Origin of the sequence: Nocardia seriolae NBRC 15557, assembly GCF_007990715.1 — a bacterium.
Classification (GTDB): Bacteria; Actinomycetota; Actinomycetes; order Mycobacteriales; family Mycobacteriaceae; genus Nocardia; species Nocardia seriolae.
In genome coordinates, this window is the sequence record NZ_BJWY01000095.1 from 13,343 (window position 1) to 30,697 (window position 17,355).

16 protein-coding genes and 1 tRNA gene are annotated in these 17,355 nt (G+C 67.6%); 8 read left to right on the forward strand and 9 right to left on the reverse strand.

The features are described 5' to 3' along the window. The first annotated feature begins 122 nt into the window (after positions 1 to 122). A complete protein-coding gene (locus tag NS2_RS25115; RefSeq protein ID WP_052086800.1) occupies positions 123 to 1,883 on the forward strand; it encodes an ABC transporter ATP-binding protein in 1,761 nt (586 codons plus the stop codon). 4 nt (positions 1,884 to 1,887) lie between these two features. On the opposite strand, the gene NS2_RS25120 is transcribed toward NS2_RS25115, so the two are convergent. Then, a complete protein-coding gene (locus tag NS2_RS25120) occupies positions 1,888 to 2,709 on the reverse strand; it encodes a crotonase/enoyl-CoA hydratase family protein (RefSeq protein WP_045438865.1) in 822 nt (273 codons plus the stop codon). A gap of 134 nt (positions 2,710 to 2,843) precedes the next feature. Between NS2_RS25120 and NS2_RS25125 the strand changes: the two genes are divergently transcribed. Beyond that, a complete protein-coding gene (locus tag NS2_RS25125; RefSeq protein WP_033089823.1) occupies positions 2,844 to 4,433 on the forward strand; it encodes a succinic semialdehyde dehydrogenase in 1,590 nt (529 codons plus the stop codon). A 53-nt stretch (positions 4,434 to 4,486) separates the two neighbouring features. On the opposite strand, the gene NS2_RS25130 is transcribed toward NS2_RS25125, so the two are convergent. After that, on the reverse strand, positions 4,487 to 5,098 hold the full coding sequence (locus tag NS2_RS25130) for a YbhB/YbcL family Raf kinase inhibitor-like protein (protein WP_082062704.1): 612 nt from the start codon (positions 5,096 to 5,098) through the stop codon (positions 4,487 to 4,489). A gap of 132 nt (positions 5,099 to 5,230) precedes the next feature. Between NS2_RS25130 and NS2_RS25135 the strand changes: the two genes are divergently transcribed. Next, complete coding sequence (locus NS2_RS25135) at positions 5,231 to 6,079, forward strand: helix-turn-helix transcriptional regulator (protein WP_147207301.1); 849 nt, start codon at positions 5,231 to 5,233, stop codon at positions 6,077 to 6,079. 18 nt (positions 6,080 to 6,097) lie between these two features. Further along, positions 6,098 to 7,303 (forward strand): cation:proton antiporter, encoded by a 1,206-nt coding sequence (locus NS2_RS25140; RefSeq protein ID WP_033089822.1) that lies wholly within the window; start codon positions 6,098 to 6,100, stop codon positions 7,301 to 7,303. Between the two features lie 61 nt (positions 7,304 to 7,364). Here NS2_RS25140 and NS2_RS25145 read toward each other — a convergent pair. The 4 genes from NS2_RS25145 to NS2_RS25160 form a co-directional block, all read right to left on the reverse strand. Beyond that, a tRNA-Pro gene (locus NS2_RS25145) sits at positions 7,365 to 7,438 on the reverse strand. 64 nt (positions 7,439 to 7,502) lie between these two features. Beyond that, positions 7,503 to 8,195 carry a DUF8017 domain-containing protein gene (locus NS2_RS25150; RefSeq protein ID WP_143161510.1) on the reverse strand — a complete coding sequence of 231 codons (693 nt, stop codon included), beginning with the start codon at positions 8,193 to 8,195 and terminating at the stop codon, positions 7,503 to 7,505. A gap of 331 nt (positions 8,196 to 8,526) precedes the next feature. After that, entirely contained in the window at positions 8,527 to 9,492 is a 966-nt protein-coding gene (locus NS2_RS25155; protein ID WP_147207300.1) for a DUF8017 domain-containing protein, read from the reverse strand. Positions 9,493 to 9,542: 50 nt separating this feature from the next. Beyond that, positions 9,543 to 10,508: a metallophosphoesterase gene (locus NS2_RS25160; protein ID WP_033089819.1), complete on the reverse strand. Its 966-nt coding sequence runs from the start codon at positions 10,506 to 10,508 to the stop codon at positions 9,543 to 9,545. A gap of 83 nt (positions 10,509 to 10,591) precedes the next feature. On the opposite strand from NS2_RS25160, the gene NS2_RS25165 reads away from it, so the two are divergent. Further along, positions 10,592 to 11,056, forward strand: coding sequence for a GatB/YqeY domain-containing protein (locus NS2_RS25165; protein WP_033089838.1), 465 nt, complete (start codon positions 10,592 to 10,594; stop codon positions 11,054 to 11,056). Positions 11,057 to 11,114: 58 nt separating this feature from the next. On the opposite strand, the gene NS2_RS25170 is transcribed toward NS2_RS25165, so the two are convergent. Continuing rightward, a complete protein-coding gene (locus NS2_RS25170) occupies positions 11,115 to 13,481 on the reverse strand; it encodes a penicillin-binding protein (protein ID WP_033089818.1) in 2,367 nt (788 codons plus the stop codon). A 301-nt stretch (positions 13,482 to 13,782) separates the two neighbouring features. Between NS2_RS25170 and NS2_RS25175 the strand changes: the two genes are divergently transcribed. Then, on the forward strand, positions 13,783 to 14,106 hold the full coding sequence (locus NS2_RS25175) for a WhiB family transcriptional regulator (RefSeq protein WP_033089817.1): 324 nt from the start codon (positions 13,783 to 13,785) through the stop codon (positions 14,104 to 14,106). Between the two features lie 124 nt (positions 14,107 to 14,230). Here NS2_RS25175 and bagB read toward each other — a convergent pair whose 3' ends face one another. After that, entirely contained in the window at positions 14,231 to 15,412 is a 1,182-nt protein-coding gene (bagB, locus tag NS2_RS25180; protein WP_033089816.1) for an ATPase BagB, read from the reverse strand. 2 nt (positions 15,413 to 15,414) lie between these two features. Next, positions 15,415 to 16,437, reverse strand: a complete 1,023-nt coding sequence (gene bagA / locus NS2_RS25185) for an ATPase BagA (RefSeq protein ID WP_033089815.1) — start codon at positions 16,435 to 16,437, stop codon at positions 15,415 to 15,417. A 169-nt stretch (positions 16,438 to 16,606) separates the two neighbouring features. Between bagA and sp36 the strand changes: the two genes are divergently transcribed. Together sp36 and NS2_RS25195 are read left to right on the forward strand one after the other, a co-directional pair. Beyond that, on the forward strand, positions 16,607 to 16,768 hold the full coding sequence (gene sp36 / locus NS2_RS25190; protein ID WP_071812283.1) for a Sp36 family protein: 162 nt from the start codon (positions 16,607 to 16,609) through the stop codon (positions 16,766 to 16,768). Beyond that, the gene (locus tag NS2_RS25195; protein WP_081986167.1) at positions 16,768 to 17,277 is read left to right on the forward strand and encodes a RidA family protein; all 510 of its coding nucleotides are present in this window, start codon (positions 16,768 to 16,770) and stop codon (positions 17,275 to 17,277) included. Before sp36 ends, NS2_RS25195 begins: the two co-directional genes overlap by 1 nt. Positions 17,278 to 17,355: the final 78 nt, after the last annotated feature.

Genomic DNA, 17,355 nt, shown 5'->3' on the forward strand with positions numbered 1-17,355 from the left:
ATCTGGCTACCGCCCGGCAAAAATTCGGTGGCGGCATACCTCCCCAGCAGGCACTCTGGGCTGTCTGCACTGCTCGAAGCATCTGATTCGAGAGGGGATGAATGAGTTCGCACACCTCCGCGGTGAGACTGGTTCTGCGCTTTTACGGCCGGGAACTGGCCCGGCGGAAAACGATTACGGCGCTCGGCCTGCTGGGCCCGGCGCTGGGCAATATCTGCCAAAGTTACCTGGCGCCACTGCTGATCGCGGTGGTGGTCGGGAAGGTCGCCGCCACCGGTGACTCCTCGTTCGGCGCGCTCGCGCCCTACGTGCTCGCCTTCGGTGGGCTACTGCTGCTGTCGGAAGTGTTCTGGCGCATCGGAATCCACTTCCTCAACCGCACCGACGCCTACGGCATCGAGCACCTGTACGTGGCCGCCATGGACGAGCTGCTGGCCAAGGACGCGGCGTTCTTCCACAACAACTTCGCGGGCTCGCTCACCAAACGCTCGGTCAGCTTCGCCAGGCAGTTCGAGGAGTTCGTCGACACCTTCTCCTTCGAGATCGTGGGCGCGCTGGTGCCGATCGCCTTCGGCTCGGTGGTGCTGTGGCGCTACGACCCGGCGTTCGTGTTCGTGCTGGTCGGGCTGATAGCGCTCTGTGTAGTGGTGATCACGCCCCTGATCCGGCGGCGCCAGCACCTGGTCGACGAACGCGAAGCGGCCGTGGCACTGGTCTCCGGACACATCTCCGACAGCCTCTCCAATATGGCCGCGGTGCGGGCCTTCTCGGCCGAACCGCAGGAGGCGGCCGAGCACGGGCGGCGCGTGGTGGACCAGCGGGCGAAGACGCTGCGCTCCTGGGACTACAACAACCTGTTCATCGACACCGCGGTCGCGCCCATGTTCGTGATCACCAATATCGCGGGATTGCTGATCGCCCTGGGCATCCGGGGTGGGCACGCCTCGGTCGAGGTGATCATCGTGGCGTTCACGTACTACTGGAACGCCACCGGCATCATGTTCCGGTTCAACCAGATCTACCGGCGGCTGGAGAGCACTGTCACCGAGGCCGCGCAGTTCACCGAGCTGCTGCTGGAATCGCCCACCGTGCTGGACGTCGCGGAGCCGGAGCCCCTGCGGCCCAAGGACTCCGGGATCCGGTTCGAGCACGTCGACTTCGCGCACGCGGGGGCGGCCCCGCTGTTCCGGGGGCTGGATCTGGACGTGCCGAGCGGGTCGCGGGTCGGCCTGGTCGGACGTTCGGGCGGTGGCAAGTCCACCATCACCCAGCTGCTGCTGCGCATGATGGACATCGACGGTGGTGCCATTCGCATCGGCGGGCAGGACATTTCGCGGATGAAGCAGAGTGAGCTGCGCGGCCTGCTCTCCTACGTGCCGCAGGATCCGGCCATGTTCCACCGGACGCTGAGCGAGAACATTCGCTTCGCCCGGCCCGCCGCCACCGACGAGGAGGTGCGGCGGGCGGCCAAGGCCGCGCACGTCACCGAATTCGCGGACGCGCTGCCCCAGGGCATGGACACGCTCATCGGCGAGCGCGGCGTGAAACTGTCCGGCGGGCAACGGCAGCGGGTCGCGCTGGCGCGGGCCATCCTGCGTGACGCGCCCATCCTGCTGCTGGACGAGGCCACCAGCGCCCTCGACTCCGAGAGCGAAATCCTTGTCCAGCAAGCGCTCTGGGAGTTGATGGAAGGGCGTACGGCGCTGGTGGTCGCGCACCGGCTGAGCACGGTCGCCGACATGGACCGGCTGATCGTGCTCGATCGCGGGCGGATCGTCGAACAGGGCAGCCACGAGGAGCTGTTACGGGCCGAAGGCACGTACGCGCAACTGTGGCGGCACCAGTCCGGCGGGTTCTTGGGAGAGGAGCTAGCCGCCCGCTAGTCCGTTATTTCCCTTGGAAGTTCGGCTTCCGCTTCTCGGCGAAGGCGCGCGGGCCCTCCTTCGCGTCTTCGCTGCGGAAGACCGGCAGACCGACCTTGGCGTCGATCTTGAAGGCATCCTCTTCGTGCATACCCTCGGTGTCGCGGATGACCTGCAGGATCGCCTGCACGGCCAGTGGGCCGTTGTTGTTGATCAGCTCGGCGATCTCGAGGGCCTTGTCCAGCGCGGTGCCGTCCGGTACCACGTGGCCGATGAGCCCGAAGTTCAGCGCCTCGGCCGCGGTGATGTGGCGGCCGGTCAGCAGCAGTTCCGCCGCGACGGTGTAGGGGATCTGGCGCGGCAGCCGCACCGCCGAGCCGCCCATCGGGAACAGGCTCCACTTCGCCTCGGACACACCGAATTTGGCGCTCTCACCGGCGATGCGGATGTCGGTGCCCTGCAGGATCTCGGTGCCGCCCGCGATGGCCGCGCCCTCGACCGCGGCGATCAGCGGCTTGGTCAGGCGGCGGCCCTTGAGCAGGCCGGGCATGCGCGAGGGATCGAACGCGCTGCCCTCCTTCATGCCGTCCTCGGGGTTGCGCTTGTTCATGGCCTTCAGGTCCGCGCCCGCGCAGAACGCGCCGCCCGCGCCGGTGAGGATGCAGGAGCGGATCTCCGGATCGTTGTCGACGGTGTCCCACGCCTCGGTCATGATGGCCAGCATCTCGCCGGTCAGCGCGTTCTTGGACTTGGGGCGGTTCATGGTGACGATCAGCGTCGCGCCGCGCTTCTCGACCAGAGCGTGCGGTTCGGTGTTGCTAGGCGTCTGTGCAGTCGCTGCGGTCATCGCCGACCCTTCTTTCCACTTTCCGGGCTGATTCCGGCACGAAACTACCCCGCGCCGTTGTCCTGAACAATAACGTGTTCTAGTTTGGATCATGGTGACCGCCGTCACGGGCGGCAAGTACTGGAGAGAGTCCCATGAGCACAACGAGCAAGGCGAAGCTTCCGCCGCGCGTCACGGAATCCCTCATCAACCGGCTCACCGCCATGGTGACCGCGGGCAAGGCGGGGGAGGCGCGCGAGCCCTTCGAGATGATCGAGGTCTACACCGGCGACGTGGTCGGCTATCTGCCGCAGTCCTCGCCCGAGGACGTGGTCGCGGCCGCCGAGATCGCCCGCGCCGCGCAGCAGGAATGGGCGGCCCGGCCGCTCAAGGACCGCCTCGCCGTGTTCGAGCGCGCCCATGAGTTGATCCTCTCCGAGATCGAGACGCTCGCGGACCTGATCCAGATCGGCTGCGGCAAGGCGCGGCGCATGGCCATCGAGGAGGCGTGCGATACGCCCATGGTCATCGCGCATTACCTGAAGACCGCCGAGAAGACGCTCAAGCCCAAGAAGCGCTCCGGCCCGATGCCGGTCATCACCTCCTCCACCGAGGAGCACCGGCCCAAGGGCGTGGTCGCGGTCATCGCGCCGTGGAACTTCCCGTTCGCCATCTCCATGTCCGACTCCACCCCGGCGCTCATCGCGGGCAATGGCGTGATCATGAAGCCGGACAACAAGACCGCGCTGTGCACGCTCTACGGCATCGAACTGCTGCACAAGGCGGGGCTGCCGCGCGGGCTGGTCCAGGTGGTCTGCGGCGGCGGGCCCGATGTCGGGCCGACGCTCATCGACAATGTCGACTTCGTCATGTTCACCGGGTCCACCAATACCGGCCGGACCATCGGCGAGCAGGCCGGGCGCAACCTGATCGGGTGCAGCCTGGAGCTCGGCGGCAAGAACCCGATGATCGTGCTCGACGACGTGAACCTGGACGAGGCCATCCCGTCGGCCATCTTCGCCGTGTTCGGAAACACCGGCCAGGCGTGTATGCACATCGAGCGGATCTATGTGCAGGAGCGCATCTACGACGAGTATCTGCGCCGATTCGTCGCTGCCGCAGAGGAACTCGGCAAGAAGATGGGCGCCAGCTACGACTTCGAGCCCGAAATGGGTTCGCTGGTCTCGGTGGAACACATGAAGCGCGTCGCCGCGCACGTCGACGAGGCCCGCGAGAAGGGCGCGACCGTGGTCACCGGCGGCAACCCGCGTCCCGACATCGGGCCCGCGTTCTTCGAGCCCACCGTGCTCACCGGCGTCACCAAGGACATGGCCCACGCCACCATGGAGACCTTCGGGCCGGTCGTCAGCATCTACAAGTACGGCACGGTCGACGAGGCCGTGGCGCTGGCCAATGACACCAGCTACGGGCTCAATGCCAGTGTCTGGACCGGAAACATCGACCGCGCAACCAAATTGGCCGAGCGCATCGAGGCCGGAGCCATCAATATCAACGACGGCTTCGTCACCAGCTACGCCGCCAAGGGCACCCCGTCGGGCGGCGTGAAGCAGTCCGGCGTCGGCACGCGGCACGGCGCGGCCGGAATCCTGAAGTACACCGACACCATCAATGTCGGTGTGCAGAAGAAGCAGATCATGGCCGCCCGCGCGTCCATGCCGTACGAGAAGCAGCTGAAGTCGACGTTGGTCACGCTGCGGCTCATGCGGCGGTTGCACCTGGGCTGAAATACCCCGCACGACAAAGGGTCCCGGCCGGAATGGCCGGGACCCATTGCGTTTCAGCGCTGTGCGGTCAAGGTCAGCTCGGCCGTGCCGATAATGTGCGCGCCCATCGAGAAGGACGCGACCGTCGGCGTGGTGGTGGCGGGCAGACCCAAGCTCGGGGTGTCCAGGGCCAGGATCGAGATCTTGTAGGTGTGCGGCTTGTCGCCGGTGGGCGGGCAAGGGCCCAGGTAGCCGGGGATACCGGCGTCGTTGGTCCCCGCGACGCCGGCCGCGCCCGCGGTGAAATCGGTTGCGGTGGCGGGGATGTCCCAGTTCATCCAGTGCCAGAAGCCCGCGCCGGTCGGGGCATCGGGGTCGAACATGGTGACGGCGAAGCTCTGCGCCGCGGCGGGTGCGCCGGACCATTGCAGGTGCGGGGCGCGGTTGGCGGCCGTGCAGCCGAAGGCGCCCGCGTAGAAGTCGGCGGGGAAGGCGGCGGTGGTGTCGGCGGTGACGGTGAACGCGGCGGCGGTGGCCGGGACGACCGGACGGACCTGGACCGACGGCGAGGCCGGAGTGGTCGTGCCGGTCGCGGTCGACGAGTCCTTGTCGCTGCTGCACCCGGCGACCCCGGCCAGGGCCGCCACGGCGAAGGTGGTGGCGGCGATGCGGGCGGTGCGGTTCATCATGGCGGTCCCTTTCGTGTTTCGAAGTGCAGGACAAGAATCCCGAAATGCAAGACGGGCAGGGAGATCGTCGGCAGCCTGGTATCGCGCGTGCTACCCGGCCGCGGGCCCTAGGCTGGTGTGGTGGACGGCATGGAATCCGGGTTGGAACTGGGCGCGTTTCTGCGTGCGATGCGGGAGCGGCTCACGCCGGAGGACGCCGGGCTGCCCAGCGTCGGGACCCGGCGCACACCCGGCCTGCGGCGGCAGGAGGTGGCCCAGCTGGCCGCGGTCAGCATCGACTGGTACATCCGCCTGGAACAGGGCCGGGTCGGGACGCCGGGCGCGGGCATGCTGGACGCGCTGGCCGCGGCCCTGCGGCTCACCGATGCCGAACGCGCGCACCTGCACCTGATCGCACGCGGCGCGCAGCCGCCCACGCGCCGGCCCGCCGATCCACCCGCCTCGCTGCGCGCCATCCTCGACGGGATGCCTTCGCTGCCGGCCTATCTCAGCGACTTCCGGCTGGACGTGCTGGCCCGCAATACCGCCGCGGTGGCCCTGTTCGGGCCGGGCTTCGGGCCCGGTGTCAATGCCGCCCGCCTGACGCTGCTGGACCCGGGCGTGCGCGCCACCCAGCTCGACTGGGAGCGCGTCGCCCGCGAGACCGTCGGCAATCTGCGCCGCAATCTGGCCCGCCACCCCGACGATGCCCGGCTGCGCGAGGTGATCGCCGAATTGCGTTCCGAGAGCCTGGAATTCGCGACCTGGTGGGACGGCCACACGGTGCAGGACCGCAGCCACGGCAGCAAGCGCATCCGGCATCCGGAGGTCGGCGACCTCACCGTCTGCTACGACAATCTCACCAGCCCGGACGGCGCGGACCACAGCCTGACCGTGCTGACCCCGGCCGACGCGGCGACCGAGGCGGGGTTGCGCGACCTGCTCACCGCCCACGCCGACCGGCTCGGCGGTACCCGCCTGCGTCCCGTCGCCGGGTAGCCCTGGCAAGATGGCTGAATGATTGCCACCATGCTGGCGGTTGCCGTCTCGCTGACCGTGTGGGCCTTGTTCGCCACCAAGTTCGAGCAGTGGCGTATTTCCGCGCCCATGGTGACGGTGGCCGCGGGCGTGGTCGTCGGGCTGATGGTGCGCGACTCCATCGGTCCGACGCTCGATACCGAAACGGCCTTGCACGCAGCGGAAGTCGTGCTGGCCGTGCTGCTGTTCATCGACGCCACCGAGGTGCGCGGCGGGCTGTTCGGCCGCAATCCGGGTGCGGCACTGCGCCTGCTGCTGATCGCGCTGCCGCTGAGCCTGGCGGCCGCGGTCGGGCTGGGCCTGTGGTTGCTGCCCGGTTCCGGCTGGGCGGTGCTGCTGGTCATCGCCTGCGTGGTGGTGCCCATCGACTTCGCGCCCGCCGCGGCCATCCTGCGGGATCGGCGAATCCCGGTGCGGGTCCGCAATATTCTGAATGTCGAGAGCGGCTACAACGACGGCATCGTCTCGCCGATCATCATCTTCGCCCTGATCCTCGCGGGCGACCTCACCCAGGAACATTCCCCGCTCAGCGCCCTCGGCACCGCCGCTCCCGCCGCCCTCAAGGCCCTGGTGGTCGGCGCGGGATGCGGTGCGGCACTGGCCTTCCTGACCAACCAGGCCGACGCCGCGCACCTGATGAACCTGCAATCGAAGCGGCTCATCATGGTCGCCGCCCCGCTGGGTTCCTACGCACTCTCGGTGGCCGTGGACGGCAACGGCTTCGTCGCGGCCTTCATCTGCGGCTTCGTGATCCACCGCATCCGCCGCACCGAGGAGCACGCCCGCGCACTCGAACTCATCGAGGACATCGGTTTCCTGCTGACCGTCGTCATGTGGTTCGTCTTCGGCGCGGTGGTCGTCTTCACGCTCTGGGACGGCGTGAACTGGCGCCTGTGGCTGTTCTGCGCCGCCGTCCTGACCGTCGTGCGCATCGCACCGGTCATGCTGTCGCTGATCGGTTACCGCCTCACCACGGTGGAGACCTTCCTCATAGGCTGGCTCGGCCCCCGCGGCACCACTTCGATCGTCTTCGGCCTGCTCGCCTTCAACAAACTCCGCGGCGAAAACGCCGAACTCGCCCTCACCGCCATGGTGGTAACCGTCCTCGGCAGCGTCCTCCTACACGGCCTCGGCTCCCCCCTGACCGCCCGCGGCTACCGCCGCCGCCTATCGGCCCGCCCTTGAAAAACACAAAACCCCCGACTCTCGAAAGAGCCGGGGGCCGAGTTGTGTCTCAACCACACAGTCGGGGTGACAGGATTTGAACCTGCGACCTCTTCGTCCCGAACGAAGCGCGCTACCAAGCTGCGCCACACCCCGTGAAGCGAACCTGCAGTAGCTTAACGCACCGGTGGTCCAGACGTTAAATTGGCTGGTCAAAGGATCAAATAGTGCGGAGAGTGCCGAAAATTCTGCGGGCGAATCCGGGGGTCATCGAGCGCTCCATTCCGGTGTCCGCGCCTATGACGAGAACCAGGGAGCCCTTGTCGCCGGCGCTGACGGCGAAGGTATAGACCGAGAAGGTGGTGGCGCAGCCGGCCGGGGCGGTGAAGGTGCCCTTTGTCTCCAAGAAGGTGCCGTGCATGCCGCCGTCGGAGGTCTTGAAGTCTTGGCCGGTGCCCGGGGTGATCGCCGATCCGGTACTCCAGCCGATACGGGCCACATGTGTGCCAATGTCGGCGGCCGCGGCCGCGGCATCCGAGATTTGCGAAGCGGTCAAGAACATCTGGGTGCGGACATTGTCCGGGCAGTAGTTCTCGCCCTCGTCTGCCATGCCTGCGATGGGAAGGTTATCGGCGTCGGTGCCGTAGGAGGTGGCCGTCGGGTCGTCGATCCAATCCGACGGAACATCCCACGCGACTTTGTAACCCGTCGGAACCACCACCTGATAGCCGGAGATCGTGGGTGTCAGAGTGGTCGCCGGTGCTGTGGTATTCGTGTGGACGGCAGTCGTCGTGGTGAAGCGGGCGGTCGTGGTCGTGACGGAGGTGGTGGCGGGAGAGGCGCTGCGTCCAGGGTCGTGATTCACGAAGATGATCGCCACCACGGCCACGATGGCCACCACCAGTGCGCCCACGGCCACCAGCAGCCACAGCCGGTTACGACTGCCGGATGGCTGGGGCTGGAAGGCATTCGGTCCCGTGGCGTAGGGATTCCACACCGGCGGAACCGGATTCGGAGCCGATTGGTAGCGGCTGGGGCCGGTTCGGTACGGATTCGGCCCGGGCGCAGGGGTATTCGGATGTGGATGCGGGGGTGGCTGCGGACCTGGACCCTGGGCGCGCGGCCCGTGTATCGGCCCCTGCCACCAGTCCCCGCTGGACGTCGTCCGCTCCGGATCGATGTCCCGATCGTCGTTTCCGCCGCTCATCGTCGGACCCCCTGTCTGACGAGTTGTGCTGCCGCCCTTACTGAATCGGGCGGAGGCTGCCGAGAATCTTCTTGGCCATGGCCGGGTCCACGGCCTGATCCACCCCGGTGTCGGCCGCGATGGTGAACACGAACGCGCCACTCTCGCCGGGGAAGGCGAAGGTGTAGACCGAGAAGGTCGAGGCGCACCCCGCCGCGGGCTGGGCATTGCCCCTGGTCTCCAGGTAGACGCCCTGCAACTGCCCGTCGGTGGACTGGAACGACTCCGTTGCCCCGGGCGTCGCGCCGCTCGCGGTGGACCAGCCGATGCGGCCCAGCCGGGTGCCTATATCGACGGCCGCCTTGGCCGGATCCGATTCATCCGACTGGGTCAGAAAGACATTGGTGCGCACGTTCTTCGGGCAGTAGTCGACCCCGTCCTGGGCCAGACCGGCCGCCACCACCACGTCCGCGCCGGTGCCGAAGGCGTTCTGCCCGGACCGATCCACCTTCCACGTCGGCGGAATGTCATATACCGCACCGAAATTCGGGATCGTCACCACCTGGTAGCCGGGGATCACCGCGGCGGGAGTCGAGGTGGGCTTGGCGGCACTCGTCTTGGTGGGCGTGGGCTTGGCCGAGCCGCCGGGCTTGGTGGTGGTCGAGGTGAGCGCGCTGATCAGCGAGGGCGTGGTGGTCGATTGCGCCGACGGCTCGGCGGAATTCTTGTTCACCAGTGCGACGATCACGACGGCCGCGATGACGGCCACCACGAGGGCGGCCAAGCCCGCGAACAGCCAGACCCGGCGCTTGCCGCCACCGGGCGGCGGGGGATAGGGCGGCTGCCCGCCGTAGCCGGGCGGGTACTGCGGCGGAGCCGGATAGGGTCCGGGCATGGGCGTGGTCGGTTGCCACGGCTGCTGGGGTTGCTGCCAGGTCGGCTGCTGCTCCGGCGTGCCCTGCCACCATTCGGGATTGGGTGCTGCCCGGCCCGGCTCGTTGCCGGGGTCGTTTCCACTGGTCACGGTTGCCCCCTTGGCTGACTACATACCGCGCTGTATATCGCGGCGGGCGATCACCGCGCGACAGCCTCCGACGACGCCGTGCGGCCGTGCCCCGACTCGGCGGCCGGCTTCTTCGGCGGTGCGCCGACCAGCGTCAGCAGGGTGGCCTCCGGGCGGCAGCAGAACCGGTACGGTGCCCACGGCGAGGTGCCCAGGCCCGCCGACACGTGCAGCCGGGTGTGCGCGCCCCAGCGCGAGGCGCCCTTCACCCGGGCCCGGTCGATCCCGCAATTGGTCACCAGCGCACCGAAACCCGGCACGCACAGCTGCCCGCCGTGGGTGTGGCCGGCCATCACCAGGTCGTAGCCGTCGGCCGCGAACCGGTCCAGCACCCGCGGCTCCGGCGAGTGGGTGAGCCCGATGCTCAAGTCCGCCAAGGGATTCGGCGCGCCTGCCACGGTGTCGTAGCGGTCCCGCTTCAGGTGCGGATCGTCCACGCCCGCGGTCGAGATCTTCACCCCGGAGACCTCGAGATCGCGGCGCACGTGGGTCAGATCCAGCCAGCCCCGCTCGGTGAACGCGGCCCGCAGATCCTGCCAGGGCAGCGGCTCGCCGTAGACGCGCTTGTGGTCCTTCTTGAAGTACTTGAGCGGGTTCTTCGGCACCGGCGCGAAATAGTCGTTCGAGCCGAACACGAAAATGCCGGGGCGTGCGAGCAATCCGCCCAGCGACTGCACCACCGACGGCACCGCCTTCAGGTGCGAGAGATTGTCCCCGGTGTTCACCACCAGATCCGGCTCCAGCCGATCCAGCTCCCGCAGCCAGGCCTGCTTCAGCTGCTGCCCGGGCATCATGTGCAGGTCGCTGATGTGCAGCACCCGTAGCGAGGGTTTGCCCGGCTCCAGCACCGGTAGCGTCGCTTCCCGCAGCGTGAACGCATTGCGCTCGATGAGGGTGGCGTATCCGATTCCGGCGACCGCGGCCCCGGCGGCTCCGAGCGCGGCACGGCTGAGGGTTGAGGTCGAGAAGACGGGCATTTGCCCAGAATAGGCGACCCGGCGGAGAAACATCGAGTCAAATGAGCTGGACCACGATAGAAGTCCCTCGTACCGTGTCGCTCATGTCGGAACTCAAAACCAAGCTGCGCTCGGATATGACCACCGCGATGAAGAGCAAGGACACGCTGCGCCTGGGCACCCTGCGCATGTTGCTGTCGGCGATTCAGAACGCCGAGGTCGCCGGACCGCAGGCGCGTGAGCTCTCCGATCCCGAGGTCGTCGCCGTCCTGCAGAAGGAGGCGAAGAAGCGCAACGAGGCCGCCGTCGTCTACGAGCAGGCCGGGCGCGGCGAACTGGCCGCCAACGAGCGCGCCGAGGAGCAGGTCATCGACGAGTATCTGCCGACCCAGCTCACCGACGCCGAGGTCGCCGATATCGCCGACACCGCCATCGCCGAGATCGCCGAGCAGATCGGCGAGCGGCCGGGCATGAAGCAGATGGGCCAGGTCATGAAGGCCGCCACCGCGCTGGCGGCCGGGCGCGCCGACGGCTCGCGCATCTCGGCCGCGGTGAAGGCCCGGCTCTAGCGGTTCTATGAATACGAAAGGCCCGGAGTGACTGGATCACTCCGGGCCTTTCGCCTGTCTACCTCGGGATGGGTATCGGAATCGGGATGGGCGGCAACTGCGGGATGGTGATCGTCGGCAGACCCGGGATTCCCGGTGCGGGCGCGTTCGGCGCGGGCGCGGGTATCTGGCTGCCATCGCTGACATAGAGCGTGATCACCGAGCCCGGAATGGCCGAGCCATTGGGCGAGACGTTCATGACCGTCCCCTTGGCCGCACCGGGCTGGGTGGTCACCGACACCTGGAAGCCCGCCGCGACCAGCGCCGAGGTGGCCTCCGCCTGCTGCATCCCGATCACATCGGGGATCTGCGAGTTGTTCGATCCGCGCACGTACTTGTCATCCGTGGGCGGCAGCGCCGCGGGCGGGAACCGGTCGAGCACGTTCTTCATCGCGCCGAGCCAGGTGTGCGCGGGTTCGTTACCGCCGTAGAGATTTCCGCTGCCGCAGCTGCGCAGCGGGCTCGTGCAGATCTCACCGGGGGTCGGGCTGTCGCCGTAGACGTAGGCGGCGCCCGCGAACGAATTGGTGAACGCCAGGAACGCCGAGGAGCGATGGCTTTCGGTCGTTCCGGTCTTGGCCGAGGTCGGCGCGTTCCAGCCCACCGAACGTGCCGACGCGGCACCCGTGCCGCTCACCACGTCCTGACCCAGAGCCACCGCCAGGGTGTTGGCCAGGCCCGGGTCCACCACCTGCTCGCACGCCTGCTGGGTCAGCGGCACCGCCTTGCCGTTGCGGTCCACCACCTCCTTGATCGGAGAGGGCGGGCACCACTTGCCGCTGGAGGCCAGGGTGGCGGCCACGTTCGACAGCTCCAGCGCGTTGATCGCCACCGGGCCCAGCGTGAACGAGCCCAGGTTCTGATCCTTGATCATGTCGGCCAGACTCTGGTTGCCGTGGCCGGAGGTGCCGGGCTGGGTGTAGGAGCGCATGCCCAGCCGGACCGCCATGTCCACGGTCGGGGACACCCCGACGGCCTGGATCAGCTTGACGAAGGCCGTGTTCGGCGAGGTCGCCAGCGCTTCGGTCACCGACATCGAGCCCTTGTAGGCGCCCGCGTTCTTCACGCAGTAGGTCTCCGGCGGGCAACCCGGGGTCCGGGAATCACCCATGCCCTTGGCCGAGAAGAACGCCGGCACGTCCAGCGTGGCGCTGGTGCCCAGGCCCTTCTCCATGGCGGCGGCCGTGGTGAAGATCTTGAAGATCGAGCCCGCGCCGTCACCGACCATCGAATAGGGCTGCGGCTGCACGGTCTGATGCGCGTTGGAGTCCAGCCCGTACTGGCGGCTCGACCCCATGGCCAGCACGTGATGGGAATCCTGGCCGGGGGCAATGATGTTCATGACCTCGGCGATATCGTCGAGATTCGGGTTCGCGTTGGCGGCCAGCGAATCGCGCACCGAGTCCTGGACCGCCGGGTCCAGGGTGGTGCGAATCAGGTAGCCGCCCTTCTCGATCTGGTCCTTGCTGATGCCCGCGTTGTTCAGATACTGCATGGCGTAATCGCAGAAGAAGCCGCGGTCATTGGCGGCGATGCAGCCGCGCGGCAGGCTCTTGGCCTCGGGCAGCACGCCCAGCGGCGCTTCCTTGGCCTTGCGGAACTCGTCGGCGCGGCTGGGCACGTTCTGGATCAGGGTGTCCAGCACGGTGTTGCGGCGCTCCAGCACGCCGGCGGGGTTGGTGTAGGGGTTCAGCTTGGAGCTGGACTGCACCATGCCGGCCAGCATGGCCGACTGCACGATGTTCAGCTCCTTGGCGTCCACGCCGAAGTAGGTCTGCGCGGCGTCCTGAATGCCGTAGGAGCCGTTGCCGAACGGCACCAGGTTCAGGTATCGGGTGAGGATCTCGTCCTTGGTGAGCCGCTTGTCCAGCGTCAGCGCCATGCGGATCTCACGGATCTTGCGCGCGGGCGTGGTCTCGATGGCGGCCCGGCGTTCGGCGTCGGTCTTGGCGACCACGAGCAGCAGGTAGTTCTTCACGTACTGCTGGTCGATGGTCGAACCACCCTGCGACACCTGACCGCCCGAGGTGTTGGTCAGGAAGGCGCGGAAGGTGCCCTGCCAGTCCACGCCGTGGTGGTCGGCGAAGCGCTTGTCCTCCACCGAGACCAGCGAGAGCTTCATGTCATTGGAGATCTTCTCGCTGGGGACCTCGAAGCGGCGCTGCTCGTACAGCCAGGCGAAGGGCGTCCCATTCGCGTCCACCATGGTCGAGACCGCGGGCACGGTGCCCTCGACGAGTTCGGCGGAGACATTGTCGACGGCGTCCGCGGCTCGGTTGGAGATGAACCCGAAGCCACCGGCGAGCGGGAACAGCAGACCGGCGAGCAGCACGGCGGCCAAGACGCACGCGCCTGCCAGTCTCCAGAGCGTTCGTGTGATCGGCACGCGCCCTAGCCTAATTGGCCGCGCGGACACTCGGTGTTCGCCCGCCGGGGTGTCCATTCGTCCTAAAAGAGACGGACTGCCCGGTTCCACGCAACGAATGCGTGGACGGACGTACCAGAAAATCTCGGGACGGTCTTGCGCAGGCCATGCACCTTTACCTAGATTGAGAACCCAGTGTGATAGAGCGAACACTCAAAGTGGAATGTGGTGCAGAACGCAGTGGGGTTGGGTAACTGCGCGCTGCACTCGCGATTCTGGAGCGCCGTTGACCCGGTGTTCGGACTGCAAAGGGGCACACCAAATGCACATGACTACCCCGATCGCTCGATTGGACGTGGAGCAGGCCGAAGCGAGAATCGCCTGGGTTTCCCAGGCCCGATGCAAGGAAGTGGATCCCGACCAGCTGTTCGTGCGTGGCGCAGCGCAGCGCAAAGCGGCCACCATCTGCCGGCACTGCCCGGTCCTGATGGAGTGCGGGGCGGATGCCCTGGACAACCGAGTCGAGTTCGGAGTGTGGGGCGGCATGACCGAGCGGCAGCGCCGTGCGCTGCTCAAGCAGCATCCGGAGGTGACGAGTTGGGCGGACTTCTTCCGCGTCCAGCGATCACAGAAGGTAGCGATGTAGTCGAGTATTCCTTACCCAGATCCCCCCTATAAGCAGAACGGATCGAGCCCGCGGAAGCGGGCTCGATCCGTGTCCGGGGTCAGATCGGGCAAAGGTCGCACAAGGGTCGAAACCCCCGGCTATGTCAGGCGGACTTGGCAACTCCCGCTTCGACCAGCTGATCTCCCACCGCGCGCAGCGCTTCGAGATCGGCGACCTCGAACGGCAGGGCGGTCACGGCGACGATCGGAACACTCGGGTGCGCGCCCGTGAAGCGGTGCAGCAGATGCGATTCCCGCTTGGCGATGGCGGCCCGGTCGGCGTGGATGCGCAGCACCGCGGCCGCGAGCGTCTCGGGCGTCTCCGGGGCATCGTCCGGATTCGAGCCGTTGCCCGCTGTCAGGGGCGCTAGACGGTCCGCGGCCACCTGCGCCTGCTCGGCGGACAGGGAGCTCAATATCGGGTGCGTCCGATTGAGCACCAGACCCGCCAGCGGCATCTTGTCGGTCGAGAGCCGATCGACGAAGAAGCTCGCCTCGCGCAGCGCGTCCGGCTCGGCCGCGGCCACCACCAGGAAGTGGGTGCCCGGCCGCGAGAGCATGGCGTAGGTGCGGTCGGCGCGATCCTGGAAGCCGCCGAACATGGATTCCAGTGACTGCAAGAAGACGCTGGCGTCTTTGAGCAATTGCCCGCCGACGATGGTCGAGACGCCGCGCAGCGCCAGGCTCATGGCACCGGCCACGAGTTTGCCGACCCCGCGGCCCGGGGCCATGATGACGCGAATCGTCTTGCCGTTGAGGAAGTTGCCGAGCCGCTTCGGCGCGTCCAGGAAGTCCAGGGCATTGCGCGAGGGCGGGGTGTCCACCACGATAAGGTCCCACTCGCGCTTGGCGGCGAGCTGGCCCAGCTTCTCCATCGCCATGTACTCCTGGGTGCCACCGAAGGAGGACGCGACGGTCTGATAGATCGGATTGGCGAAGATCTGCTCGGCCTTCTCCGGATTGGTGTGCTCGAGCACCATCTCGTCGAAGGTGCGGCGCATGTTCAGCATCATGGCGAACAGCTCGCCCTTGGCTTCGGAGCCGAGTTCCACCTTCTGCGGAACGTTTCCGAGATCGCTCACCCCGAGCGACTGCGCCAGGCGGCGCGCCGGGTCGATGGTGAGCACCACGACCTTGCGGCCCGCCTCGGCCGCCCGCAGCGCGATGGCCGCGGCCGTGGTGGTCTTGCCGACGCCGCCGGAACCGCAGCACACCACGATGCGGGCCGAGGGATCGGCGATGATCTTCGAAATGTCCAGGGGGACAGTGCCTGCCGGAACCACCATGACTAGCGAACCCCCTGCGCGCTCAAGACTTCGGCCAGCTCGTAGAGCCCGCCCAGATCCATGCCGTCGGTCAGCGACGGCAGGTACAGCCGCGAGATGTCGACCGCCGACAGCTCCGCAGCGCTCTCGTCCTGGGCGGCCAGCCGCGCGGAGTGCTCCACGGTCTCGGCGACCAGGCCCTGGAAATCGGCCTCGGACAGGGTGATTCCGGCCTCGGCCAGCCCGGCCCTCAGGGCGTCGACATCGAGGTCGCCGGTGGCGGCGCGTTCGCGCACGGCGCGCGGCAGGTAGCCCTCCCCGGCCCGATTCACGATGACCGTCCCGATCTTCAGGTCATTGGCCGTGAGTTCGGCGATGGCGTCGGCGGTTTCCTGCACCGGCAGCGCCTCCAGCAGCGTGACCAGGTGAATCATGGTCTGCGGCGAGTGCAGCAGCTTGGAGACGCCCTCGGCCTGCGAGGCGATCGGCCCGCCGCCCGCGATCTCGGCCATGGCCTGGGTGACGTCCAGGAAGCTGGCGATGCGGCCGGTCGGGGGCGCGTCGATGACGATCTCGTCGTAGGCCGGCTTGCCGGTCTTCTTGTCGACCCGCACCGCGCATTCCTTGATCTTGCCGGTGAGGATGACATCCCGCAGGCCGGGTGCGATGGTGGTGACGAATTCGATGGCCCCCACGCGCTTCATGGCACGACCGGCGAAGCCCAGGTTGTAGAACATGTCGAGGTATTCCAGGAAGGCGTGCTCGACATCGAGCGCCAGCGCCAGGACCTCGCCGCCACCGTCCGCGGTGGCGATGCGAGTCTCGGTCGGCGGCAACGGCGGCAGATCGAACAGCTGCGCGATGGACTGCCTGCCCTCGACCTCGACCAGCAGCACACGGCGCCCACCCGCCGCGAGTGCCAGCGCCAATGCCGCGGCGACCGTCGACTTACCGGTCCCACCCTTGCCGGATACATAGTGCAAGCGGGCCTTGTCCGCTCGCTCCGGCCACCCTGCTTCGACCCCCGGCTCAACCGAAACGGGCACTGCTATCGGTACTCCCACGCTCGCGAGCCTATAACTCGTTCTGGCTTCCTGCCCACAAGAGTTGACAACTGTCTGATACACCACTCTGGAAACTTGTATTTCCTAATCCCGCAGCGTAGTAGGCGAGCCTGGGGACATGCGGTAACCCGGCCGGGGATAGTCTCACCCCATGAGTGATCTGACCGTGTGGGAATACGCGACGGTGCCGCTGCTGACCCATGCCACCAAGGCGATTCTGGACCAGTGGGGTGCCGACGGCTGGGAGCTCGTCACCGTGCTTCCCGGACCCACCGGCGAACAGCATGTGGCCTACCTGAAGAGGAGTAAGTGATGGCTGCATCGCGGAGCGATTCGGTTGGGGGTGGCGGCGGGGCGACGGGTCGGGCGGGCTGGGCGGAGAACCTGAAGAAGCTCGGACTCGAACTGCCTCCGGCCCCGCCGCCGGTCGCGGTCTACGTGCCGGGCGTGCGCAGCGGGAACTACGTCTACACCTCGGGCCAGCTGCCGTTCGTGAACGGGCAGCTGCCGCTGACCGGCAAGGTCGGCGCCGAGCTCACCATCGAGCAGGGCGCCGAGATGGCCAAGCTGGCCGCGCTCAATGCCCTTGCGGTGGTGCACGATCTGGTCGGACTCGACAATGTGGTGCGCGTCGTGAAGGTGGTCGGCTTCGTTGCCTCCGCGCCCGGCTTCAATGACCAGCCGCTGGTCATCAATGGCGCCTCCGAGCTGCTCGGCGAGGTGCTGGGCGAGGCGGGCGTGCACGCGCGCTCCGCGGTCGGCACCTCCGAACTGCCCAAGAACACCCCGGTCGAGGTCGAACTCATCGCCGAGGTGCGTTAGCCCGCCGAAAAGTGTTGCGGCACACAGCATGCGCGATGCGTTCAACCCTGGACGCATCGCGCACCGTGCATTAGTACT